Source organism: Pseudarthrobacter sp. rb (assembly GCF_056389225.1).
Genome location: NZ_JBWJAR010000030.1, coordinates 1 through 17,133, shown reverse-complemented (window position 1 = coordinate 17,133; position 17,133 = coordinate 1). Strand labels below are relative to the sequence as shown.

14 protein-coding genes are annotated in these 17,133 nt (G+C 66.8%); 7 read left to right on the top strand and 7 right to left on the bottom strand.

Annotated features, from left to right (window positions below; all coding sequences use genetic code 11):
• The first annotated feature begins 1 nt into the window (after position 1).
• Genes ACWRN3_RS21975 through ACWRN3_RS21965 form a run of 3 tightly spaced genes read left to right on the top strand, consistent with a single transcriptional unit; the run spans position 2 to position 3,507 of the window.
• Positions 2-1,066, top strand: coding sequence for a transporter substrate-binding domain-containing protein (locus ACWRN3_RS21975; RefSeq protein ID WP_476741920.1), 1,065 nt, complete (start codon positions 2-4; stop codon positions 1,064-1,066).
• Positions 1,063-2,121, top strand: a complete 1,059-nt coding sequence (locus tag ACWRN3_RS21970) for an LLM class flavin-dependent oxidoreductase (RefSeq protein WP_476741919.1) — start codon at positions 1,063-1,065, stop codon at positions 2,119-2,121. Before ACWRN3_RS21975 ends, ACWRN3_RS21970 begins: the two co-directional genes overlap by 4 nt.
• 12 nt (positions 2,122-2,133) lie before the next feature.
• Complete coding sequence (locus ACWRN3_RS21965) at positions 2,134-3,507, top strand: NtaA/DmoA family FMN-dependent monooxygenase (RefSeq protein WP_476741918.1); 1,374 nt, start codon at positions 2,134-2,136, stop codon at positions 3,505-3,507.
• A 415-nt stretch (positions 3,508-3,922) separates the two neighbouring features.
• On the opposite strand, the gene dctA is transcribed toward ACWRN3_RS21965, so the two are convergent.
• Entirely contained in the window at positions 3,923-5,233 is a 1,311-nt protein-coding gene (gene dctA / locus ACWRN3_RS21960) for a C4-dicarboxylate transporter DctA (protein ID WP_476741917.1), read from the bottom strand.
• A gap of 56 nt (positions 5,234-5,289) precedes the next feature.
• Positions 5,290-6,432 carry a PrpF domain-containing protein gene (locus ACWRN3_RS21955; protein WP_476741916.1) on the bottom strand — a complete coding sequence of 381 codons (1,143 nt, stop codon included), beginning with the start codon at positions 6,430-6,432 and terminating at the stop codon, positions 5,290-5,292.
• A gap of 128 nt (positions 6,433-6,560) precedes the next feature.
• On the opposite strand from ACWRN3_RS21955, the gene ACWRN3_RS21950 reads away from it, so the two are divergent.
• Positions 6,561-7,466: a LysR family transcriptional regulator gene (locus ACWRN3_RS21950; RefSeq protein ID WP_255173616.1), complete on the top strand. Its 906-nt coding sequence runs from the start codon at positions 6,561-6,563 to the stop codon at positions 7,464-7,466.
• A gap of 43 nt (positions 7,467-7,509) precedes the next feature.
• Here the strand turns inward: ACWRN3_RS21950 and ACWRN3_RS21945 are convergent, their stop codons facing one another.
• From ACWRN3_RS21945 to ACWRN3_RS21925, 5 genes are all read right to left on the bottom strand, one after another.
• A complete protein-coding gene (locus tag ACWRN3_RS21945; RefSeq protein ID WP_476741915.1) occupies positions 7,510-8,349 on the bottom strand; it encodes a serine hydrolase domain-containing protein in 840 nt (279 codons plus the stop codon).
• A gap of 195 nt (positions 8,350-8,544) precedes the next feature.
• A complete protein-coding gene (locus ACWRN3_RS21940; RefSeq protein WP_324643429.1) occupies positions 8,545-9,663 on the bottom strand; it encodes an ABC transporter substrate-binding protein in 1,119 nt (372 codons plus the stop codon).
• Positions 9,664-9,695: 32 nt separating this feature from the next.
• Positions 9,696-11,480 (bottom strand): ABC transporter permease, encoded by a 1,785-nt coding sequence (locus tag ACWRN3_RS21935; RefSeq protein ID WP_476741914.1) that lies wholly within the window; start codon positions 11,478-11,480, stop codon positions 9,696-9,698.
• On the bottom strand, positions 11,477-12,574 hold the full coding sequence (locus ACWRN3_RS21930; protein ID WP_324643427.1) for an ABC transporter ATP-binding protein: 1,098 nt from the start codon (positions 12,572-12,574) through the stop codon (positions 11,477-11,479). The genes ACWRN3_RS21935 and ACWRN3_RS21930 overlap by 4 nt, the downstream gene beginning before the upstream one ends.
• 39 nt (positions 12,575-12,613) lie before the next feature.
• Complete coding sequence (locus tag ACWRN3_RS21925) at positions 12,614-13,705, bottom strand: PrpF domain-containing protein (protein ID WP_324643426.1); 1,092 nt, start codon at positions 13,703-13,705, stop codon at positions 12,614-12,616.
• A gap of 319 nt (positions 13,706-14,024) precedes the next feature.
• Here ACWRN3_RS21925 and ACWRN3_RS21920 point away from each other — a divergent pair, with 319 nt between their 5' ends.
• The 3 genes from ACWRN3_RS21920 to ACWRN3_RS21910 all read left to right on the top strand — a co-directional run bounded on the left by ACWRN3_RS21920 (position 14,025) and on the right by ACWRN3_RS21910 (position 16,954).
• Positions 14,025-14,693, top strand: coding sequence for a GntR family transcriptional regulator (locus ACWRN3_RS21920; RefSeq protein ID WP_224023586.1), 669 nt, complete (start codon positions 14,025-14,027; stop codon positions 14,691-14,693).
• Between the two features lie 120 nt (positions 14,694-14,813).
• Positions 14,814-16,277 (top strand): FAD-dependent tricarballylate dehydrogenase TcuA, encoded by a 1,464-nt coding sequence (gene tcuA / locus ACWRN3_RS21915; protein WP_476741913.1) that lies wholly within the window; start codon positions 14,814-14,816, stop codon positions 16,275-16,277.
• Between the two features lie 41 nt (positions 16,278-16,318).
• Positions 16,319-16,954, top strand: coding sequence for a GntR family transcriptional regulator (locus ACWRN3_RS21910; protein WP_324643423.1), 636 nt, complete (start codon positions 16,319-16,321; stop codon positions 16,952-16,954).
• Positions 16,955-17,133 lie beyond the last annotated feature (179 nt).

Here is a 17,133-nt window from a genome sequence, read left to right as displayed (position 1 = left end):
CATGGCTTTCCCCACCAGCGGCCGCCGCCGCGCACCCGCGGCGCGTCCCGCCGTCGTCCTCCTTGGCACCGCACTCCTTGGCGCAGCCGCGCTCGCGGGCTGCGCGGACCCCGGCGCCTCCGCTGCGGGCAACCCCAGCGGAGGGGCGCAGACGACGGCGGCCCGTAACGGCGTCGTGTACAACACCTCGCCGGACCAGCAGCGGATCCGGGCGGAGAAGGACCCCGCGCTCGCCGCAAAGGTCCCGGAACTGATCGGCAAGGACGGCAAGCTGTCCGTGGCCACCACCGCCGGGTCCATCCCGCTGTCCTTCCACGCCACGGACGACAAGACGCCGATCGGCTCGGAGCTGGACATCGCCCAGCTGGTGGCGGACAAGCTGGGCCTGCAGCTGGATGTCCAGGTCACGTCCTGGGAGAACTGGCCGCTGAAGACCCAGTCCGGCGACTTCGAGGCCGTGTTCTCCAACGTGGGCGTGAACAAGGACCGGGTGAAGCTGTTCGACTTCGCCAGCTACCGGGCCGCGTACATGGGGTTCGAAGCGAAGAAGTCCTCCACCTATGACATCAAGGGCGCTGACGACATTTCCGGCCTGAAGATCTCCGTGGGCTCGGGCACCAACCAGGAGAAGATCCTGCTGGCCTGGAACAAGGAGCTGGAGGCCAAGGGCAAGGCGCCGGCCACGCTGCAGTACTACTCGTCCGACGCCGACGCCGACACCATCCTGGCGCTGTCCTCCGGCCGCACGGACCTGAACATCGCCCCGTACCCGTCCACCGTGTACCGGGAGAACACCCGTGACGACCTGAAGGTGGTGGGCAAGGTCAACGCCGGCTGGCCGTCCGAGACCCTGGTGGCCGCCACCACGCTGCGCGGCAACGGGCTGGCGCCGGTGATTTCCGAGGCCCTGAACGAGGTCATCCAGGACGGCTCCTACGGGAAGGTGCTGGAACGCTGGGGCCTGTCCGAGGAAGCCTTGCCGGAATCCAAGACCATCACAGCGGAAAACTTCGCGGCAACGCCGGCAACCGCCACGGCCGCTCCGACCGGGAAGGATCAGAAATGAGTACCTTTGAAAACCCGGGCTTCCTGGCCATCGAGCTCGACGGCGCCGGCTGGGACGGTGCGGACCTCACCCGAGCCGTGCTGGCAGCCGAGTCCGCGGGCTTCCACGCTGCCACCTTCACCGACGCGCCCGCTCCCGGCCGTGCGAACGCTTTGCAGCGGGCCGCGTTCGCAGGGCCCGTGTCCCGGACCATCGCGCTGGTGCCCGAGGTGGACACCGTATATACGGAGCCGTTCCACATCTCCACCCAGCTGGCCAGCCTGGACTACGTTTCCGGCGGCCGCGCCGGGTGGATCGTCACCGCCGCTGAGGCACCCGGGGCTGCCGCCGCCGTCGGACGTTCTGTTGTCACTGGGGCAGCGCTGGGGCAGGAGGCCGCGGCGTCCGTCGAGGTGTCCCGCCGGCTCTGGGATTCCTGGGAGGACGACGCCGTGATCCGGGACGTTGCCACCGGCCGGTACATAGACGTGGACAAGCTGCATTATGTGGACTTCGAGACGCCTGCTGGCTTTGCCGGTCCCGGCTACTCCGTCAAGGGGCCTTCCATCATTCCACGGCCGCTGCAGGGGCAGCTGCCCGTGCTGGCCCCTGCTTCCCTGATTGGCGGGGTTCCGGTGGAGGCCCTGGACGCCGTGCTGGTGTCCGCTCCAACGCCGGAACTGCTTGCTGCCGAGGTCCGTGATGTGCGGGCCCGCGTGGGAGCCGGCGTTGCGGTGGTTGCCGAGCTCGACCTCGTGCTGGACGCCCGCGGGCAGGCCGCGGCTGCGAGCGGTGCATCGTTCGACGGCGGCCGGGCGGCTTTTGCAGGTTCTGCAGCCGGCCTCACCGACTTCCTGGCCGACCTTTTAAAGGAGGCCGACGGCGTGCGGCTGCACCCGGCGTCGCTCTTTGTCGACCTGGAGGAACTGGGCCGGCTGGTGCTGCCGGAACTGCGCCGGCGCGGGGCACTCCGCCCGCTGGTGCAGGACGGCACCTTCCGCGACGTGCTGGGCCTGGACCGTCCGGCCAGCCGCTACGCAACCGCCGCCGCTGCGCCTGCTGGCACCGGAAAGTAAGGGGAAAATCCAATGACACAGCACACCCGTGCTAAATCCGAGGTGTTCGTTCCGTCCGGCGAGATCCAGTTCGGCGTCTTTTTCCAGGGCGTCAACTCCGGCACCATCTGGAAGGCCCCCGAGTCCGGATCGCAGACAGACTTCGAATCCTTCCGCCGCATCGCCCAAACCGCCGAACGGGGACTCTTCGCCGCGTTCTTCCTGGGCGAGGGGCTGCGCCTGCGGGAACACCTGGGACGCCCGCACGCGCTGGACGTGGTGGGCCGCCCCGACGCGCAGACCATGCTGGCCGCCCTGGCATCCGTCACAAAGAACATCGGCCTGGTGGCCACCCAGAACACCACGTACAACGATCCCGCGGACCTGGCCCACCGGCTGGCCTCGCTGGACCTGGTCTCCGGCGGCCGTGCGGCGTGGAACATCGTGACCACGGACAACGCCTGGACCGGGGCGAACTTCCGCCGCGGCGGCTACCTGGACCACGCGGACCGGTACAAGCACGCAGAGGCGTTCGTGGAAACGGCCAAGCGGATCTGGGATTCGTGGGAAACGCCGGACGGTCCCGCCCGCCGGGTGCTCCATGAGGGCCAGCACTACACGGTTGACGTGACGCCGCGGCTGCCGGGCAGCGCCCAGTACCGGCCGGTGCTGTTCCAAGCCGGCGACTCGCCCGAGGGCCGCAACTTCGCCGCCCGGCAGGCCGACGTGATCTTCTCCGCCCACCCCACGTTCGACGACGCCGTGGAGTTCCGCAAGGACCTGGTGGAGCGGTCCCTGGCCGCCGGCCGCGGGGCCAATGCCGTCCAGATCATGCCGGCCAGCGAGTTCATCCTGGCGCCGACCGCTGCCGAGGCGGCGGAAAAGAAGGAGTGGGTGCGGAGCCTGCAGATCGGCCCGCAGCAGGCCATCGCCTACCTGGAGCAGTTCTGGGGACGCGAACTCTCGGCCTACGATCCTGACGGGCCGCTGCCGGAGATCGATCCGGTGGTGGAGGAAACGTCCGAGACCCGCGGCAGCGGTTTCCACGGTGCCAAGGCCCGGCAGCTGGCGGACCAGTGGCGGGCCGAGGCCAAGGACAAGGGGCTGTCCATCCGGCAGTTCGTCACCTCGAAGACGGCGCGGATCGATTCCACCTTCACCGGCTCCTACACGGCGGTGGCGGACCAGCTGGCCGAGTACGCGCGGGTGGGGGCTGTGGACGGGTTCAACATTTCGCCGTGGCTGGTCCCCAGCGGGCTGGATGACATCGTGAACCACCTGGTGCCGGAGCTGCAGGAACGCGGCGTGTACCCCACGGAGTACCGGGGCCGCACCCTCCGCGAGCACCTGGGGTTGGAGACGCCGGTGCGTTTCGCTGACGGGGCTGTCGCGGCGGCCCGCGCCTGATGCGCCGGGCTGGTTTTGCCGGTAGGGGCGGTCTTGCTGGGAAGGCTGGTTTCGCTGGAAGGGACGACGACGGCGGCGAGGCGTGTGCCGCCGTCGGCCCTTCCGCGGGGGCTAGTGCTGTTGTGGCTGGCTCGTCCGGGACCGTCAGCCTGCAGCTGACGGTGTGGGAACAGTGGGTGTAGGGCCCGTTGCCGCGCAACCCCGGCCCGACGGCTCGGCCCTAGTCGGTTTCGGGGCTTTGGCAGTAGAAGCACGTGCCGGCGTCGCAGTCTTCCGCCGTGTCCTGCTCTGTTTGGCGCTCACTCATTCCGGGTCCTTTCCGTAAGGGTTGTGAAGTAGTGCCCCTTGCAAGGGTTTGCCCGGGACCCCTGCTGGGATCCCGGGCAAACACCGGGGGTGGGGGCCTGCCGGCCGGTCAGTGGGCCAGGGCCGGTTCGGCCAGCTGGATCTTTTCCGCCTCGGTGGGCACGAAGCCCGCCTGGAGCTCGGAGCGGAGCTTGCCCATGTCCAGCTCACCCTGCCACTTGGCGATGGCCACGCAGGAGACGATGTTGCAGACCGTGCTGGTGAGGGCGCGGGCCTCGCTCATGAAGCGGTCGATGCCAACGATGAGGGCAACGCCGGCCACCGGGAGGGTGGGCATGACCGTCAGCGTGGCCACCAGGGCCACGAAACCACTGCCGGTGACGCCGGCCGCGCCCTTGGAGGTCAGCAGCATCATGCCGAGCATCAGCAGGATCTGGCCCCAGCTGAGGTGGATGTCGCAGGCCTGGGCGATGAACATGGAGGCCAGGGTGAGGTAGATGGCCGTTCCGGTCAGGTTGAAGGAGTAGCCGGTGGGGACCACGAGGCCCACAACGCTGCGGTCACAGCCGATCCGCTCGAGCTTGGACAGCAGGCGCGGCAGGACAGGTTCGCTGGAGGACGTGGCCAGGACGATCAGGAATTCGTCCTTGAAGTAGCGCAGGATCTGCCACAGGCTGAAGCCGGTCACCTTGGCCAGGATGCCCAGGCCAACCACCACGAAGACGATGCAGGCGGCGTAGAAGGCAAGGATCAGCATGCCGAGGTTTCCGATGGAGTGGGCGCCGTACTTGCCGACGGTGAAGGCCATGGCCCCGAAGGCTCCCAGAGGGGCTACCTTCATGATGTAGCCGAACATGATGAAGAGCAGCTTGTTGAAGCTGTTGACCACGTTCAGGGCCAGCTGGCCCGGTGCGCCGAGCTTGCTGAAGGCGAAGCCGCACAGCAGGGCAATGACCAGCACGGGCAGGACTTCACCGTCGGCGAAGGCGCCAACGAAGGTAGTGGGGATGATGCTCAGGATGAAGTCCACGGGGTTGCTGCTGGGCAGCTGCGTGGTGTACTTCTGCGCCACCGAGGAGTCCAGGTGCGTGGGATCGATGTGCATGCCGGCGCCGGGCTGGAACAGCGTCACCGCGGCCAGACCAAGGGCCAGGGCGAGTGCGGTCAGTGCGTAGAAGAGGCCCAGCGAACGGATCAGGGTGGGGCCCACCTTCTTGGTGTCCCGCAGGGAGGTGATGCCTCCCACGATGGTGCAGAACACGATGGGGGCGATCATGAACTTCACGAGTTTCACGAATCCGTCGCCGATGGGCTTCAGGGACGAACCGAGGTCCGGCCAGAGTGCGCCTACAACGACGCCGAGAGCGACTCCGATGAGTACCTGGACATACAGGTGTCCGAGGATGGATTTGATCTTCATTGAACAACTTCCTGGTTGGTGCGGCCCCTTAATGATGGGGCAAAGAGATGGGGGTTTTAGGCGGACAGTTCGGCGGCGGGGGCCACGTCGATGTCTGCGGTGGCGATGTGGCGGGCTGCCCGGTGGAGGGCCACTTCGCTGACGGCGCCGGTGTCATCGGTGATGATTTCGGCGGTGATTACGCCGGCGGGCGTCCCGACCCGCAGCAAGCGGGGGGTTCCGGTGCCGGTGGAGGGTGATTGGCCCGCTGCGGTGGCTACGACCGATGACTGCAGCGAGGATGCCAGGGCAACTGCCACGGCTGAGGTCAGGCCGATGGCCGGGTGGGGTGCGAGCATGGACAGCATCCGCACCCGCACGTCGTGGCTGCCGGCGGTGATGGTTGTTCCGTCCGCGGCGATGTAGTCGCCGGCAGGTGCCACAACCCCGACTTTCGGGACAGCGTTCTGCGGGGGATCCTCAGGCTTCCGGAGCCCCATGATGAGGCCGGCTGATGCACGTGCCCCGATGAGGTCCGGCAGCTGGGCGGTGAGGTTGTCCGTCATTGAGGAAAGATCGACGCCGGCCTGGTCGGCTGCGAGGAGCACGGCAGGGGCGCCGGCGTCCACCATCGTTGCGGCCAGGGTCCGGCCGTTGACCTGGAGCTGGTCCACCGTGTTGCCGGTCGGCAGGAGTGCACCGGTGTTCTGGCCCCAGGGGCCGTGGAACGAGAGGCTGACGGGAACACCGGCGGCGCTGCTGCCCGGAACCCGGGCCAGGCCGGACTTGGGAATCTGGCCGCCGGGAGTGGGAACCGCTCCGCTGAGCACCGCGCCGGAGGTGACGTGGCGCATGCGGACCTTGGTCATGCCGTCCCGGGCGGGAACAATGCCCGTCTGGACTGCGAACAGGGCAATGGCCGTGGCGCAGTTGCCGCAGTTGGAACCGAGCTCAACGGTGGGGTCACCGATTCCCACCTGGGCGAAAAGGTAGTCGAGGGCTGCCTCGGCACCCGGGGTTGCCCAGATGACTGCAGCCTTTGACGTGGTGGAGGTTCCCCCGCCGACGCCGTCCAGCTGCCGCGCATCCGCTGCGCCGAAAGCGGCTGACAGCAGTGCGGGGATTTCCTCGCGGGTGGGGGCGTGGAGGGCCACGTCCCTGGCATCGAAGAGCCAGCACTTGCTGGTGCCGCCCCGGTACCAATGTCCTTTGAGTCCCACTGTATTTCTCCCTCGTAACTTGCAGGTGCTCTACTTCACAGCACCTTGTACTTCTACGATCCGGGATGGGAGCCTTCAGCACAATCGCAAATAAATGGACGACTATCTACTTTTGCTAAACTCAGTACATGGCAATCCTCGATCTCCACCGGCTTCATGTGCTTCGCGAGGTGGGCCGCTCCGGTTCCCTGACCTCCGCTGCGGCCGCCCTTTCCTTCACCACCTCGGCGGTCTCGCAGCAGATCGCGAAACTCGAGCAGGAGATGGGCGTGGTCCTCATCGAGCGCCATCCCCGCGGCGTGGTCCTGACCGAAGCGGGGCACGCCCTGCTGCACTACGCGGACGACATCGACAGGACCGTGGAAGCTGCCCGTGCCGAAATGGGGGAGTTCGCGGGCCTTCGCCGGGGCCAACTCCGGCTTGGAACCTTCCCCACCGGCGGAGCTTCGCTGATGCCGGACGTGGTGCTGGCATTCCGCGCCCGCCACCCCGAGGTGGCAGTAACGGTGGTCAGCGCCCGACGGGACGGCCTGCTGGAACGGCTGCGGCGGCGGGAAATCGAACTGACGCTGCTGTGGGACTATCCCTGGCAGCAAATCGAGGACCCCGATCTGACCCTGGTCAGGCTGACAAACGATCCAACCGTGCTGCTGGTACCGCGGGAGCACCCGATTGCGAAACTGGGTTCGGTCCGCATTGGCGCATTGAGCGACCAGGAATGGGTGGTGCGCGACGAGCACCCCGTGGCCGACGTCCTCAGCCGGGTATGCCGCGATGCCGGGTTCGAACCGCGGATCGCGTTTGCCGCCAACGATTACCAGGAGACACAGGGCATGGTGGCGGCCGGCATCGGGATCGCCCTGGCACCGAGGCTGGCCCTGACAGCCCTGCGGCCCGACGTTGTGGCGGTCCCGCTCGCCGGGTCCCCGAAGCGCCGCATCCTCCTGGCCCATCTGGAAAACCGGAGGCTCAGCCCCGCCGCGCAGCAGGCCACCAAGGTCTTCCGGTCCATCGCCAAGGGCGCGGCTTCCTGACATAGGAGGGTGCCGCCGTCGTGCACTTACCTTTTCCTGGCGCCTACCTGGCAAGGGGGCCGGCAACCAGCGCGCGGGCAAGGTCCATGAACTCGGCGTGGGTCACGGGAGCCGGGGATACGGCCGCGTTGCGGGTGTTCCGGGCGATGGCGAAGCTGTCGCTGACGAAGCGCCGGTGCACAATGACGCTGCGGATTGCCGGCAGGACCAGCAGGAACTGGCCGTAGTTTCCCGCAGCCAGGAACGCCCCCTCCCACTGCGGGCCGGGTTCCCGGGGCAGCCACCACAGGTAGCCGTAGTCGCAGGTGCCAAAGCCGGTGGCCGGCGCCATGTCTGCGCGCCTGACATGGGTGGCCACGCTGTCCCTGACCCACTCCCGGGGGACATGCTGCCGGCCCTCCCACTGTCCGCCGCTCGCCATGAGCAGCCCGATCTTGGCCAGGTCCCGGGCGGAGAGGAAGAAGTGGTAGGCCGGGAAGGCGGACTTTCGAGCGTTCCCGAGCATGCGCTGGCGGGTGGGGTCGTAGTCCTCGAATCCCAGCGGACCGGCCAGGTGCTTTTGAAACGCGTCGAAAACGGTCAGGCCGCCGGCCTTCTCGAAGATCGCCCCGGCGGCGTTGAAGTCCCAGTTGTTGTAGACGAAGTACTGCCCTGGGGCTTTGGTGCCGCGCGGAGGGAAGGCATCCTCGTCACTGCCCGGGCTGGAGGGCGGATGGTAGACCCCCGACCGCGAGGTCAGGAGGTCGCGGAGCCGCGCCGTCCTCTCAAGGGGCAGGAGGCCGCCCACATCATCAACACCGAGCTCATCGAGGGTGGCGTCGAGGTTGACCGTGCCGGCGTCCACCTGGATTCCGAACAGGACCGAGAGCAGGCTTTTGCGCACAGAGGCGACGTAGCTGGCGCGGGTGGTGTCGCAAGTTCGACGACGGTCCTGCCGTCCTGGAGGACCAGCAGGGACGAGGTGTTCCGGGGCAGCGGAAGTTCTGGGGCGGCGGTCACAGGGCCTCCTGGTGGCGGGTAAAACCAAAAAGCCTGGGGACCCGGCGGAGGCCGGGTCCCCAGGCATGGGATTTGGGGGTTACTTGGTGTAGCCGAACACCTGGTTCCACTTGGCGAGGTCGTCCTTGCCGTAGGTCACGGCGTCGGTGTTCTGCATGCGGAAAACCTTGCCGGAGTCGACGGCGGGGAGGGTCACGCCCATGATGGTGGGCGGTGCCACGTCGGTGCGGACCGGGTATTCACCGATTTGCGCGAAGACCTGCTGGCCCTGCTTGGAAAGGTTGTAGTTCATGAAGACCTTCGCGGCTTCCACGTTCGTGGCGGTGCCCGTCATGCCCAGGTAGTAGTCGTAGGAGACCAGGCCTTCCTCGGGGACGATGAACTTGACCGGAGCCTTGTCTTGGACGGCCGAGATGTTGGTGCCGCTGATGGTGACCGTTCCCACGGCCACCTCGCCGCGGGCCAGTGCGGTGGCTTCAGCACCCAGGGAGTCGTAGATCTTGGGCTTCTGCGCAGCGTACTTGGCGAAGTAGTCGCCGCCCATCTTGGTTTCCATGAACCTGTTCAGCGCTGCGGTGCTGCCGCCCGAACCGCCCTGGACGATGCCCAGCTTGCCCTGCCACTTGCCGCCGACGGCATCCGCCCAGGACTTGGGGGCATCGGCTTCCTTCACCAGCTGGGTGTTGTATCCCAGGGTGTACACGGAGTTGAACATGCGGGTGAACTGGCCGCCGTCCACGGAAACGTCCTTGAGGGCCGAGGCGCCGGGGACGTCATAGGCCTTCCAGACCTTGGCATCCTCCATGGACTTGGCGATCCGGTAGTCGGACGTGCGGATGACGTCGGCGCTGAGTTTGCCGGCGCCCTGTTCGGAGAGAACGCGTTCGGAGAGCTTGTTCGGGGTGAGGCGGACGACGTTGACCTTGATGCCGGTGTCCTTGGTGAAGGCGTCCACCAGCGCGCTTTCGGACGAGTCGGTGTAGCCGGAGTAGAGGGACAGGGTCTGGGTCTTGGCCTTCTCATAGGTGGCCTTGTCCGCGATGGACTCGCCGTTGATGACCAGCCCGTCGTCGGTCTTCACCGCCGCACTGGCCGTGACGACGCCGGCGCTCTGGGCGGCGCTTCCGCAGCCGGTCAGGCTGAGGGCCAGGAGCACTCCGGCGGCGGTGAGGGCGGGGAGTTTGGACGCTAACTTCATTGTGGGTGTCCCTTTCAAAGGTGGGTGTGAGGTCAGTTCTTGGTCTTGCGTTCGCCGCCGACTTTTTGGGCGATGACGGCGAGGATTCCGATGACGAGGCAGTACAGGACGCTGACGGCTGCAGCTGCCTGGCTCTGGCCGTTGTCGAAGTTGTCGAAGACGAGGATGGACAGGATCCGGGTGTTCGAGGTGAAGAGGAAGATGGAGGCGCTGAGCTCACGCATGGAGAGCATGAGGAACAGCAGGAACGAGGACATGATGCCCACGCGCATCAAGGGCAGGGTGACATCCAGGACGGACCGGGTCCGTCCGGCGCCGAGCATCACCGCGCTGTCCTCGAGGTCCTGGTCCATCTGGAGCATCGATGCGGAGACGCCGCGGTAGCCCTGGGGCATGAACACTGCAACGCAGGCGACGGCGAGGATCGCCAGGGTGCCGTAGATGGGCAGCGGCAGCAGCAGCCAGGTCCAGAGCAGTCCGATGCCCATGACGATGGCGGGGACGGCCAGGGGGGTCATGGCGACCAGTTCAATCAGGCGCCCCACCTTGGACTTGGTGCGGTACCGGATGTAGGAGGCGATGAAGCTGAGGGTGGTGCCGGCGAAGGCTGCGATCAGGGCCACCAGGACGCTGTTCTTGAGGGCGAGCTGGAAGTCGTTGGATCCGAGGACCTCGATCAGCTTCGCGAAGCTGAGGGAGTTCGCTTCGAGCAGCTGCGACATCGAGGACACGAACGGGGTGGCCTGCATCGAAGCGGCCAGCAGCGCCAGCATCGGCAGGACCACCGAAACTGCGAAGTAGCCCAGGGCCAGGATGGTGAAGGGCCAGCGCATCTTGCGCAGCGGCACCTGCCGGGGACGGTTGCCCTTGCCGGTCATGGTGGTGAATTTGCGCTTGTTGATGATGCGCTGCTGGATCAGGGTCACGGCCATCAGCGCAACGGTCAGGATCACGGCGACGCTGGCCGCCTGGTTGCTCTTGGCGGGCGTGGCGCTCATGAGGCGGTAGATATAGGTGGGCAGCGTGTCCACGCCGGCGGGGTTGCCGATGACCTGGGCCACGGGGAAGTTTTCCATCGTCAGCGCGAAGACCAGGACGGCGGAGCCCAGGATGGCCGGCAGGGCCAGGGGGAGGGTGACGGTCCGCAGCATGGTGCGCAGCGGAGCCCCGTGGACGGTGGCAGCCTCTTCGAGGTCGGCGTTCATCATGGACAGCGAGCTGTGCAGCAGCAGGAAGGCGTACGGGGCGTAGAAGATTCCCAGCACGAACACCAGGCCCGGCAGGCTGTAGATGTTGATGGCGGCATCAATGCCCAGGTCGCGGAGGAAGATGTTGATGTAGCCGGCGCTGGGCGAGCACAGCAGCGACCACGCCAGGGCGCCCACCAGGGCGGGGATGAACATCGGCGCCATGCCGATGAAGAAGATGAACTTCCGCCACGGCGCATCGGAGCGGGCGCAGACGAAGGCCAGGAAGGCGCCGATCAGCAGGGCGATGAGCGCCGAGCCGGCACCGACCATGAGCGAGTTGACCAACGCGCCGAGTGCTTCCGGGGTGGCCAGCAGCGCCAGGTTGGACAGCGTCAGGCCGCCCAGGGAGATGCTGCCCGGCCGGGGAACGCTGTCCGAGAACGCGGCGAGCAGGACCAGGGCAAGCGGAAGGACGATGAGGACGCCGAGGATGACCAGGACAATGAGGCCCGGTGTGTTCTTCCGGAGGCCCGAGAGGGTCCGGGCAGCGCGGTAGTCCCGGGGCGCCGGCTTTGGTGCGAGGCGGGCGTCGGCGCGGGTGGCCGCTTCGGTGGTCTTGAGGCTCATGCGAGGACCTCAGCCGGCAGGATCTGGACTTCGCGGGGGTTGACGGTCACCCACACGCGGTCTCCCACTTTGTGCTGTTCGCCGCGGCGCAGTCCGCCCAGGGCGTCCAGTTCGGGTCCGGATTCCAGCTGGATCGCGTACCGGATGTCGTTGCCCTGGAAGCCCGCCACGCGTACCGTTCCGGGCCATGAGTTGGGGTGTTCGGTGGGCATGGCGGTGATCTGCAGGTCCTCGGCCCGAATGCAGACCTTGGGGGATGTGCCGGCGTCGCTGGCCTGCTGCGCCGACTGGATGGTGAGCCCGCTGTTGGTGATGCGTGCGGTGGTGGACCCGGTGGCCGTGCCCTCCGGGGTGCAGTCCATGATGTTGGAAACACCGAGGAAGTGGGCGATTGAAGCGCTGGCGGGTGCCTCGTACATGTGCTGCGGGGCGCCCATCTGCACAATCCGGCCGCCCTGGAGCAGGGCGATGCGGTCTGCCAGGGCGAAGGCTTCGTGCTGGTCGTGGGTGACGTACACACAGGTGAGCCCCAGCTGGAGCTGGATTTCACGCAGTTCAACCCGGAGCCGGTCACGAAGGCGGGCATCAAGGTTGGAGAGCGGTTCGTCGAGCATGAGCACGCTGGGCCGCATGACCAGGCTGCGCGCCAGGGCGACGCGCTGCATCTGGCCACCGCTGAGCAGGCTGGCGCCGCGGTCGGCGTAGGGCTCCAGGCCCACCAGCGTGAGGGCCTCCATGACCCGCTCGTCGATTTCGTTCTTGGAAAGCTTCTTCTGCTTGAGGGAGTAGGCAACGTTCTGGGCCACCGTCATGTGCGGCCATACCGCGTAGGACTGGAACACCATGCCGACGTTGCGCTTGTTCGGGGGCAGGTTGATGCCCTTTTCGGAGTCGAAGACCACAACGTCGTCGATGATGATCCGCCCCGAGGTGGGCTCCTCCAAGCCGGCGATGCAGCGCATCGTGCTGGTCTTGCCGCAACCGGACTGGCCCAGGAGGACGAGGGCCTCGCCGTCTTCGATGTCGAGGTTGAGGTTTTCGATGGCAGTGAAGCTTCCGTACTTCAGCTGCAGGTTTTGAATGCTGATTTTCATGGCTGATTCCTTGGCTGGGTTTTTCCGGTAGGGGTTTCTTCAGTCACTGGGCACCAGGATGGTGCTTTCGCTGATGACGCGGGCCGAGCGTTGAAAGGAGACTTCAGCGGGATCGGCTGCATCCAGTGCCAGCGCCGTCGTGCCTTTCAGTAAGTGGATAAAGAGTCCGGCCTCCGCCGCCGGAACCACGCTGCGCTGCACCACGCTGCCTGGTGTGCCCGAGGCGGCCGCGACGGCGACCGCGCTGGTGAGGCCGATGGCGGGGTGCAGTGCGGTCATCGAGATCATCCGGGCCGAAACGCCGGTTGCGCCTGCGGGCGGAGGTCCCACGATGCCTACCTTCGGAATGGATGTGAGGTCCTGCGGCAGGCCCATCCTGCGGGCAGCCGCTGCGCGCAGCTGCGGTGCAAGCCGGACCAGCGCCTCCAAGGCTTCCTCGCTGCCGGTTGCGTCCAGCCCCAGATCCTGGGCGTCGAAGAGCGCAGCCGGGGCGCCGGCGTCGATCAGTGTCGCCTGGTACCGCTTCCCGTCGACCTCGATGTCATCCGTGGCGTTGCCCGTGGGGAACTGTGTTCCGTAGCTGGACCAGGAGGCTTTTTGGAAGATGACGTCGATGGGGACGCCGGGGTAGTGCTGGCCATCGAGGCGCCGGCCGCCGTAGGCGGGTACCTGTGCCCCCGGTGTGGGGATCTCGCAGACCAGGCGCAGGCCGGTCACGGTGTTCAGGATGGGGACCCGGGTGACTTCGCCGGTCGGTGCGACGAGCCCGGCATGGAGCGCGTACAGGCCCAGCGCTGTTGCGCAGTTGCCGCAGTTGCTGGCCCACTCCACTGCCGGCTTGTCGATGGCCACCTGGGCGAACCGGTAGCGGACCGTTCCGTCCGGATCGGTGCCGGCCACAGTGATCGCCTTGCTGGTGGTGGACGAGGCGCCGCCTACTCCGTCGATCTGGCGGAGGTCCGGCGAGCCGAAGGTGCGGATGAGGAGGCGGTCCGTCTCCAGGGCATCAGCCGGAAGGTCCTCGTCCCGGAATATCCAGCACTTGCTGGTGCCGCCACGGACGAGGGTGGCCGGTACCGGGGTGACCGGGAGGGTGCCGGCCTGCGGCTCTTCCCTGAATAGAAGCGTCATTGGTTCTCCTGGAATACCCCGCGCTGCCGTGTGCAGTCGCCGGGTAAATGTTCAAAGCTGAGCCAACCGGAATCCGGTATTTGGCCTGCTGTATGGCGTTGGTCACAAACGGTATACCGTTAGTATGACTTAAGCAACAGTCCTTGGAATGTGAATACCGGTAAGGGCGTTTGGGCGCGCGCCTGCTTCGGAGGGTGTGCGAAAAATCGGCACGGTGTTCACAGCGCGGCGAAACGGTATGCAGTGCGTTAGAATTGCGGCTAAAGGTATGGCGCCGGCGCGCCCTGCCGCTTGTTTCCATGAAGACCGGAGGCCGCCCGTGGCGTCGCAACCAGAGACAAGCCCCTACCTGATGATCAGGAACGCCATCATCTCGCAGGAGCTGCCTCCCCGTGCCCAGCTCGTCGAAAGCGCCCTGGCCAAGAAGTACAACGTCTCGCGGACGCCCATCAGGGAAGCCTTGCGGCGCCTTGAAACCGAGGGGCTCGTGGAGCGCTACGGTTCACGCATGCAGGTGCGGGAGTACCGCCCGGAGGAGATGCTGGACCTCTATGAGGTGCGGACCTTCCTGGAGGAGGCGGCCGCAAAAACTGCTGCTCTCCGGCACACGGACATGGATCTGATGCTGATCGACCGCGCGCACCAGGCCATGGTCACCCTCGATTTTGATGCTGCCACTCCCGCTGAACTGGCCGCTGCCAACCGCACCTTCCATGAGCGCATCTGGGCCGCCAGCCACAGCGCCGCCCTCCTTGACCTGCTCGACCGGATCCTGGTCCACTTCATCCGCTACCCCGGCACCACGCTCTCCACCAAGGAGCGCTGGGACCGCGTACTGAAGGAGCACGAGGAGCTGCTGGTGGCCATCCGAGCACGGAACGCGGAGGAGGCCGGCCGCATCGCCAGCGCCCACATGGACGAGGCAAAGAATATCCGCATCCAGATGTACATCGACGCCCAGGAAATCAGCAGCCCGCGCCTGGGATAGCCACACAATCCGGCACTAAACCTCTTCCGCTGAACCCGTAAAGCCTGCGCCAAGACGCTATTGCATGCGACTGCATACCTATGTATACAATCGTGTACAGCGATGGAGCTGAGGAGATTGATGATGATCAAGAGCGACGTTTTGGTAGTGGGCGGCGGCAACGCCGGATTTGCGGCAGCACTTGCAGCCGCCGAGCGTGGACGCAAAGTTGTCCTGCTGGAAAAGGCACGGGAAGCCGCATCGGGCGGCAACAGCTTCTACACCGCCGGTGCCACGCGCATCTCCCATGACGGGCTCCAGGAGCTGATCGAATTCGTGGAACCTGATGAGCGGCACGCCGCCAGCGAAGTCCCCCCCTACACCGCCGCCGAATACCTTGCCGATCTGTCCAAGGTCTCTGAAGGGCGCAACGACCCCGAACTGTCCGCGGTCCTGGTCAGCGAAAGCAACCCGACCCTGCGCTGGCTTCAGGGCATGGGGCTCAAATACCGCCTGATGTATGAGCGCCAGGCCTACCGGACCGAGGACGGCGGGTATCTGTTCTGGGGCGGACTGCACGTGGGCAACGTGGGCGGCGGCAAGGGACTCATGGCCGACCACCGCGCCGCTGCGGAGCGCATGGGCGTGAAGGTCATCTACGACTGCGCAGCCACCGGCCTCATCCAGGAGGACGGCCGCGTGCGAGGCGTCCGGTACCGCACGTCCACCGGGGAAGGCGAGCTCCGGGCCGAGTCGGTCATCCTCGCCTCGGGAGGGTTCGAAGCCTCGCCTGAACTGCGCCGCCGGCACCTGGGGGAGGGCTGGCAGAACGCGAAGGTGCGCGGCACGCCGGGCAACACGGGGGAGATGATCCTCGCTGCGCTGGACGCCGGGGCGGCCAGGGGCGGCGATTGGTCCACGTGCCACAGCGTGGCCTGGGACGCCTGGCACCCGGAGAACGAGAGCAACCTGGCGCTCACCAACCAGCTCACCCGCGGCGGGTACCCGCTGGGCATCGTGGTGAACAGCGACGGGAAGCGGTTCGTGGACGAGGGCGCCGACTACCGCAACTACACCTACGCGAAGTACGGCCGGGACATCCTTGCCCAGCCGGGCTCGGCCGCCTTCCAGATCTTTGACGCTTCTTCCCGCCCCATGCTGCGCGCCGAGGAGTACGACATGCCGGGCGTCTCGGTGGTCACCGCTCCAACCCTCGCCGAGCTGGCCCAAAAGGCCGGTATCAGCCCCGAGGGTTTGGAGGAGACGGTGCACAACTTCAATGCTTCGATCACCGGCAGCTCGCCCTTCGACCCCAACGTCAAGGACGGACGCCGGGCCGACACCCAGCCGCCGAAGAGCAACTGGGCCCGCAGCATCGCCACCGGCCCGTTCTACGCTTTCCCGGTGACCTGCGGCATCACCTTCACGTTCGGCGGCCTCAAGACGGACACGTGGGGCCGCGTGCTCACGGAAGACGCGGAGCCGCTCGAAGGGCTGTATGCCTGCGGCGAAGCATTGGGTGGTTTGTTCAGCGGAAACTACCCCGGCGGCTCCGGGCTCGCGGCGGGCGCCGTCTTCGGCCGCCGTGCCGGCTCCATCGCCTAGGCAAGACAGCAGCCCCCACCAGCAACGGAAAAGAGGAAAAAGTGGCCAGTCCCATCCATCAGCGGCTCCGCGAGGATGTTCTCGCGAGTGTCTTTGCGCCTGACGAGCCGCTCACGGAGGCGAAGCTCACCGAGCGGTACGGGGCATCCCGGACACCGGTGCGGGAGGCGCTGCAGCGGCTGGAACAGGACGGGCTGGTGGAACGGCGCGGCAAGGCGGTGGTGGTCCGTACGCACTCAGCCGAGGAGATCATCGACATCTACGAGTCGAGGATCATCCTGGAGCAGGCCGCCGCGGCCAAGGCTGCCGTCAAGGCAACCGCCCTGGACCGCCAGCTGCTCACGGGGCTGCTGGCGCAGATGCAGCAGCTGGATCCCAATGATGGCCGGGCGCTCGCGGAAACCAACCGCGCCTTCCATGCCCAGCTGTGGCACGCCACCCACAGCCCGTCGCTGATCGGACTGCTGGAACGCCTTGACCAGCAGGTGCGCCGGTACACCCTCACCACCCTGACCTACCCGGGGCGGTGGCCGGTGGTGCTGGCGGACTACGCCGAGCTGCTGGCCGCCATCGGGGACGGCGACTCCAAACGGGCGGGGGAGATCGCCGCCCGCCACATGTCGGACGCCTTGGACATCAGGCTGAAGATGTACGCCGAAGATCCCAGGACCCTCTAGGCCGCTGACGGCCGGGAGGCGTTCCTTTACAAGCCCGCCGGCAGATGTTCCTGCATACTCCATCGCAACAGGAAACCCGAAAGTCGGGCGCAGGGCATCAGCCGGTGCAAAGAGGCGGGGGCGGGGCCCAAGGGGCGGGCCCCCCCCGCGTTTGCCTAGGCCGGGGCCCCCGGGCCCCG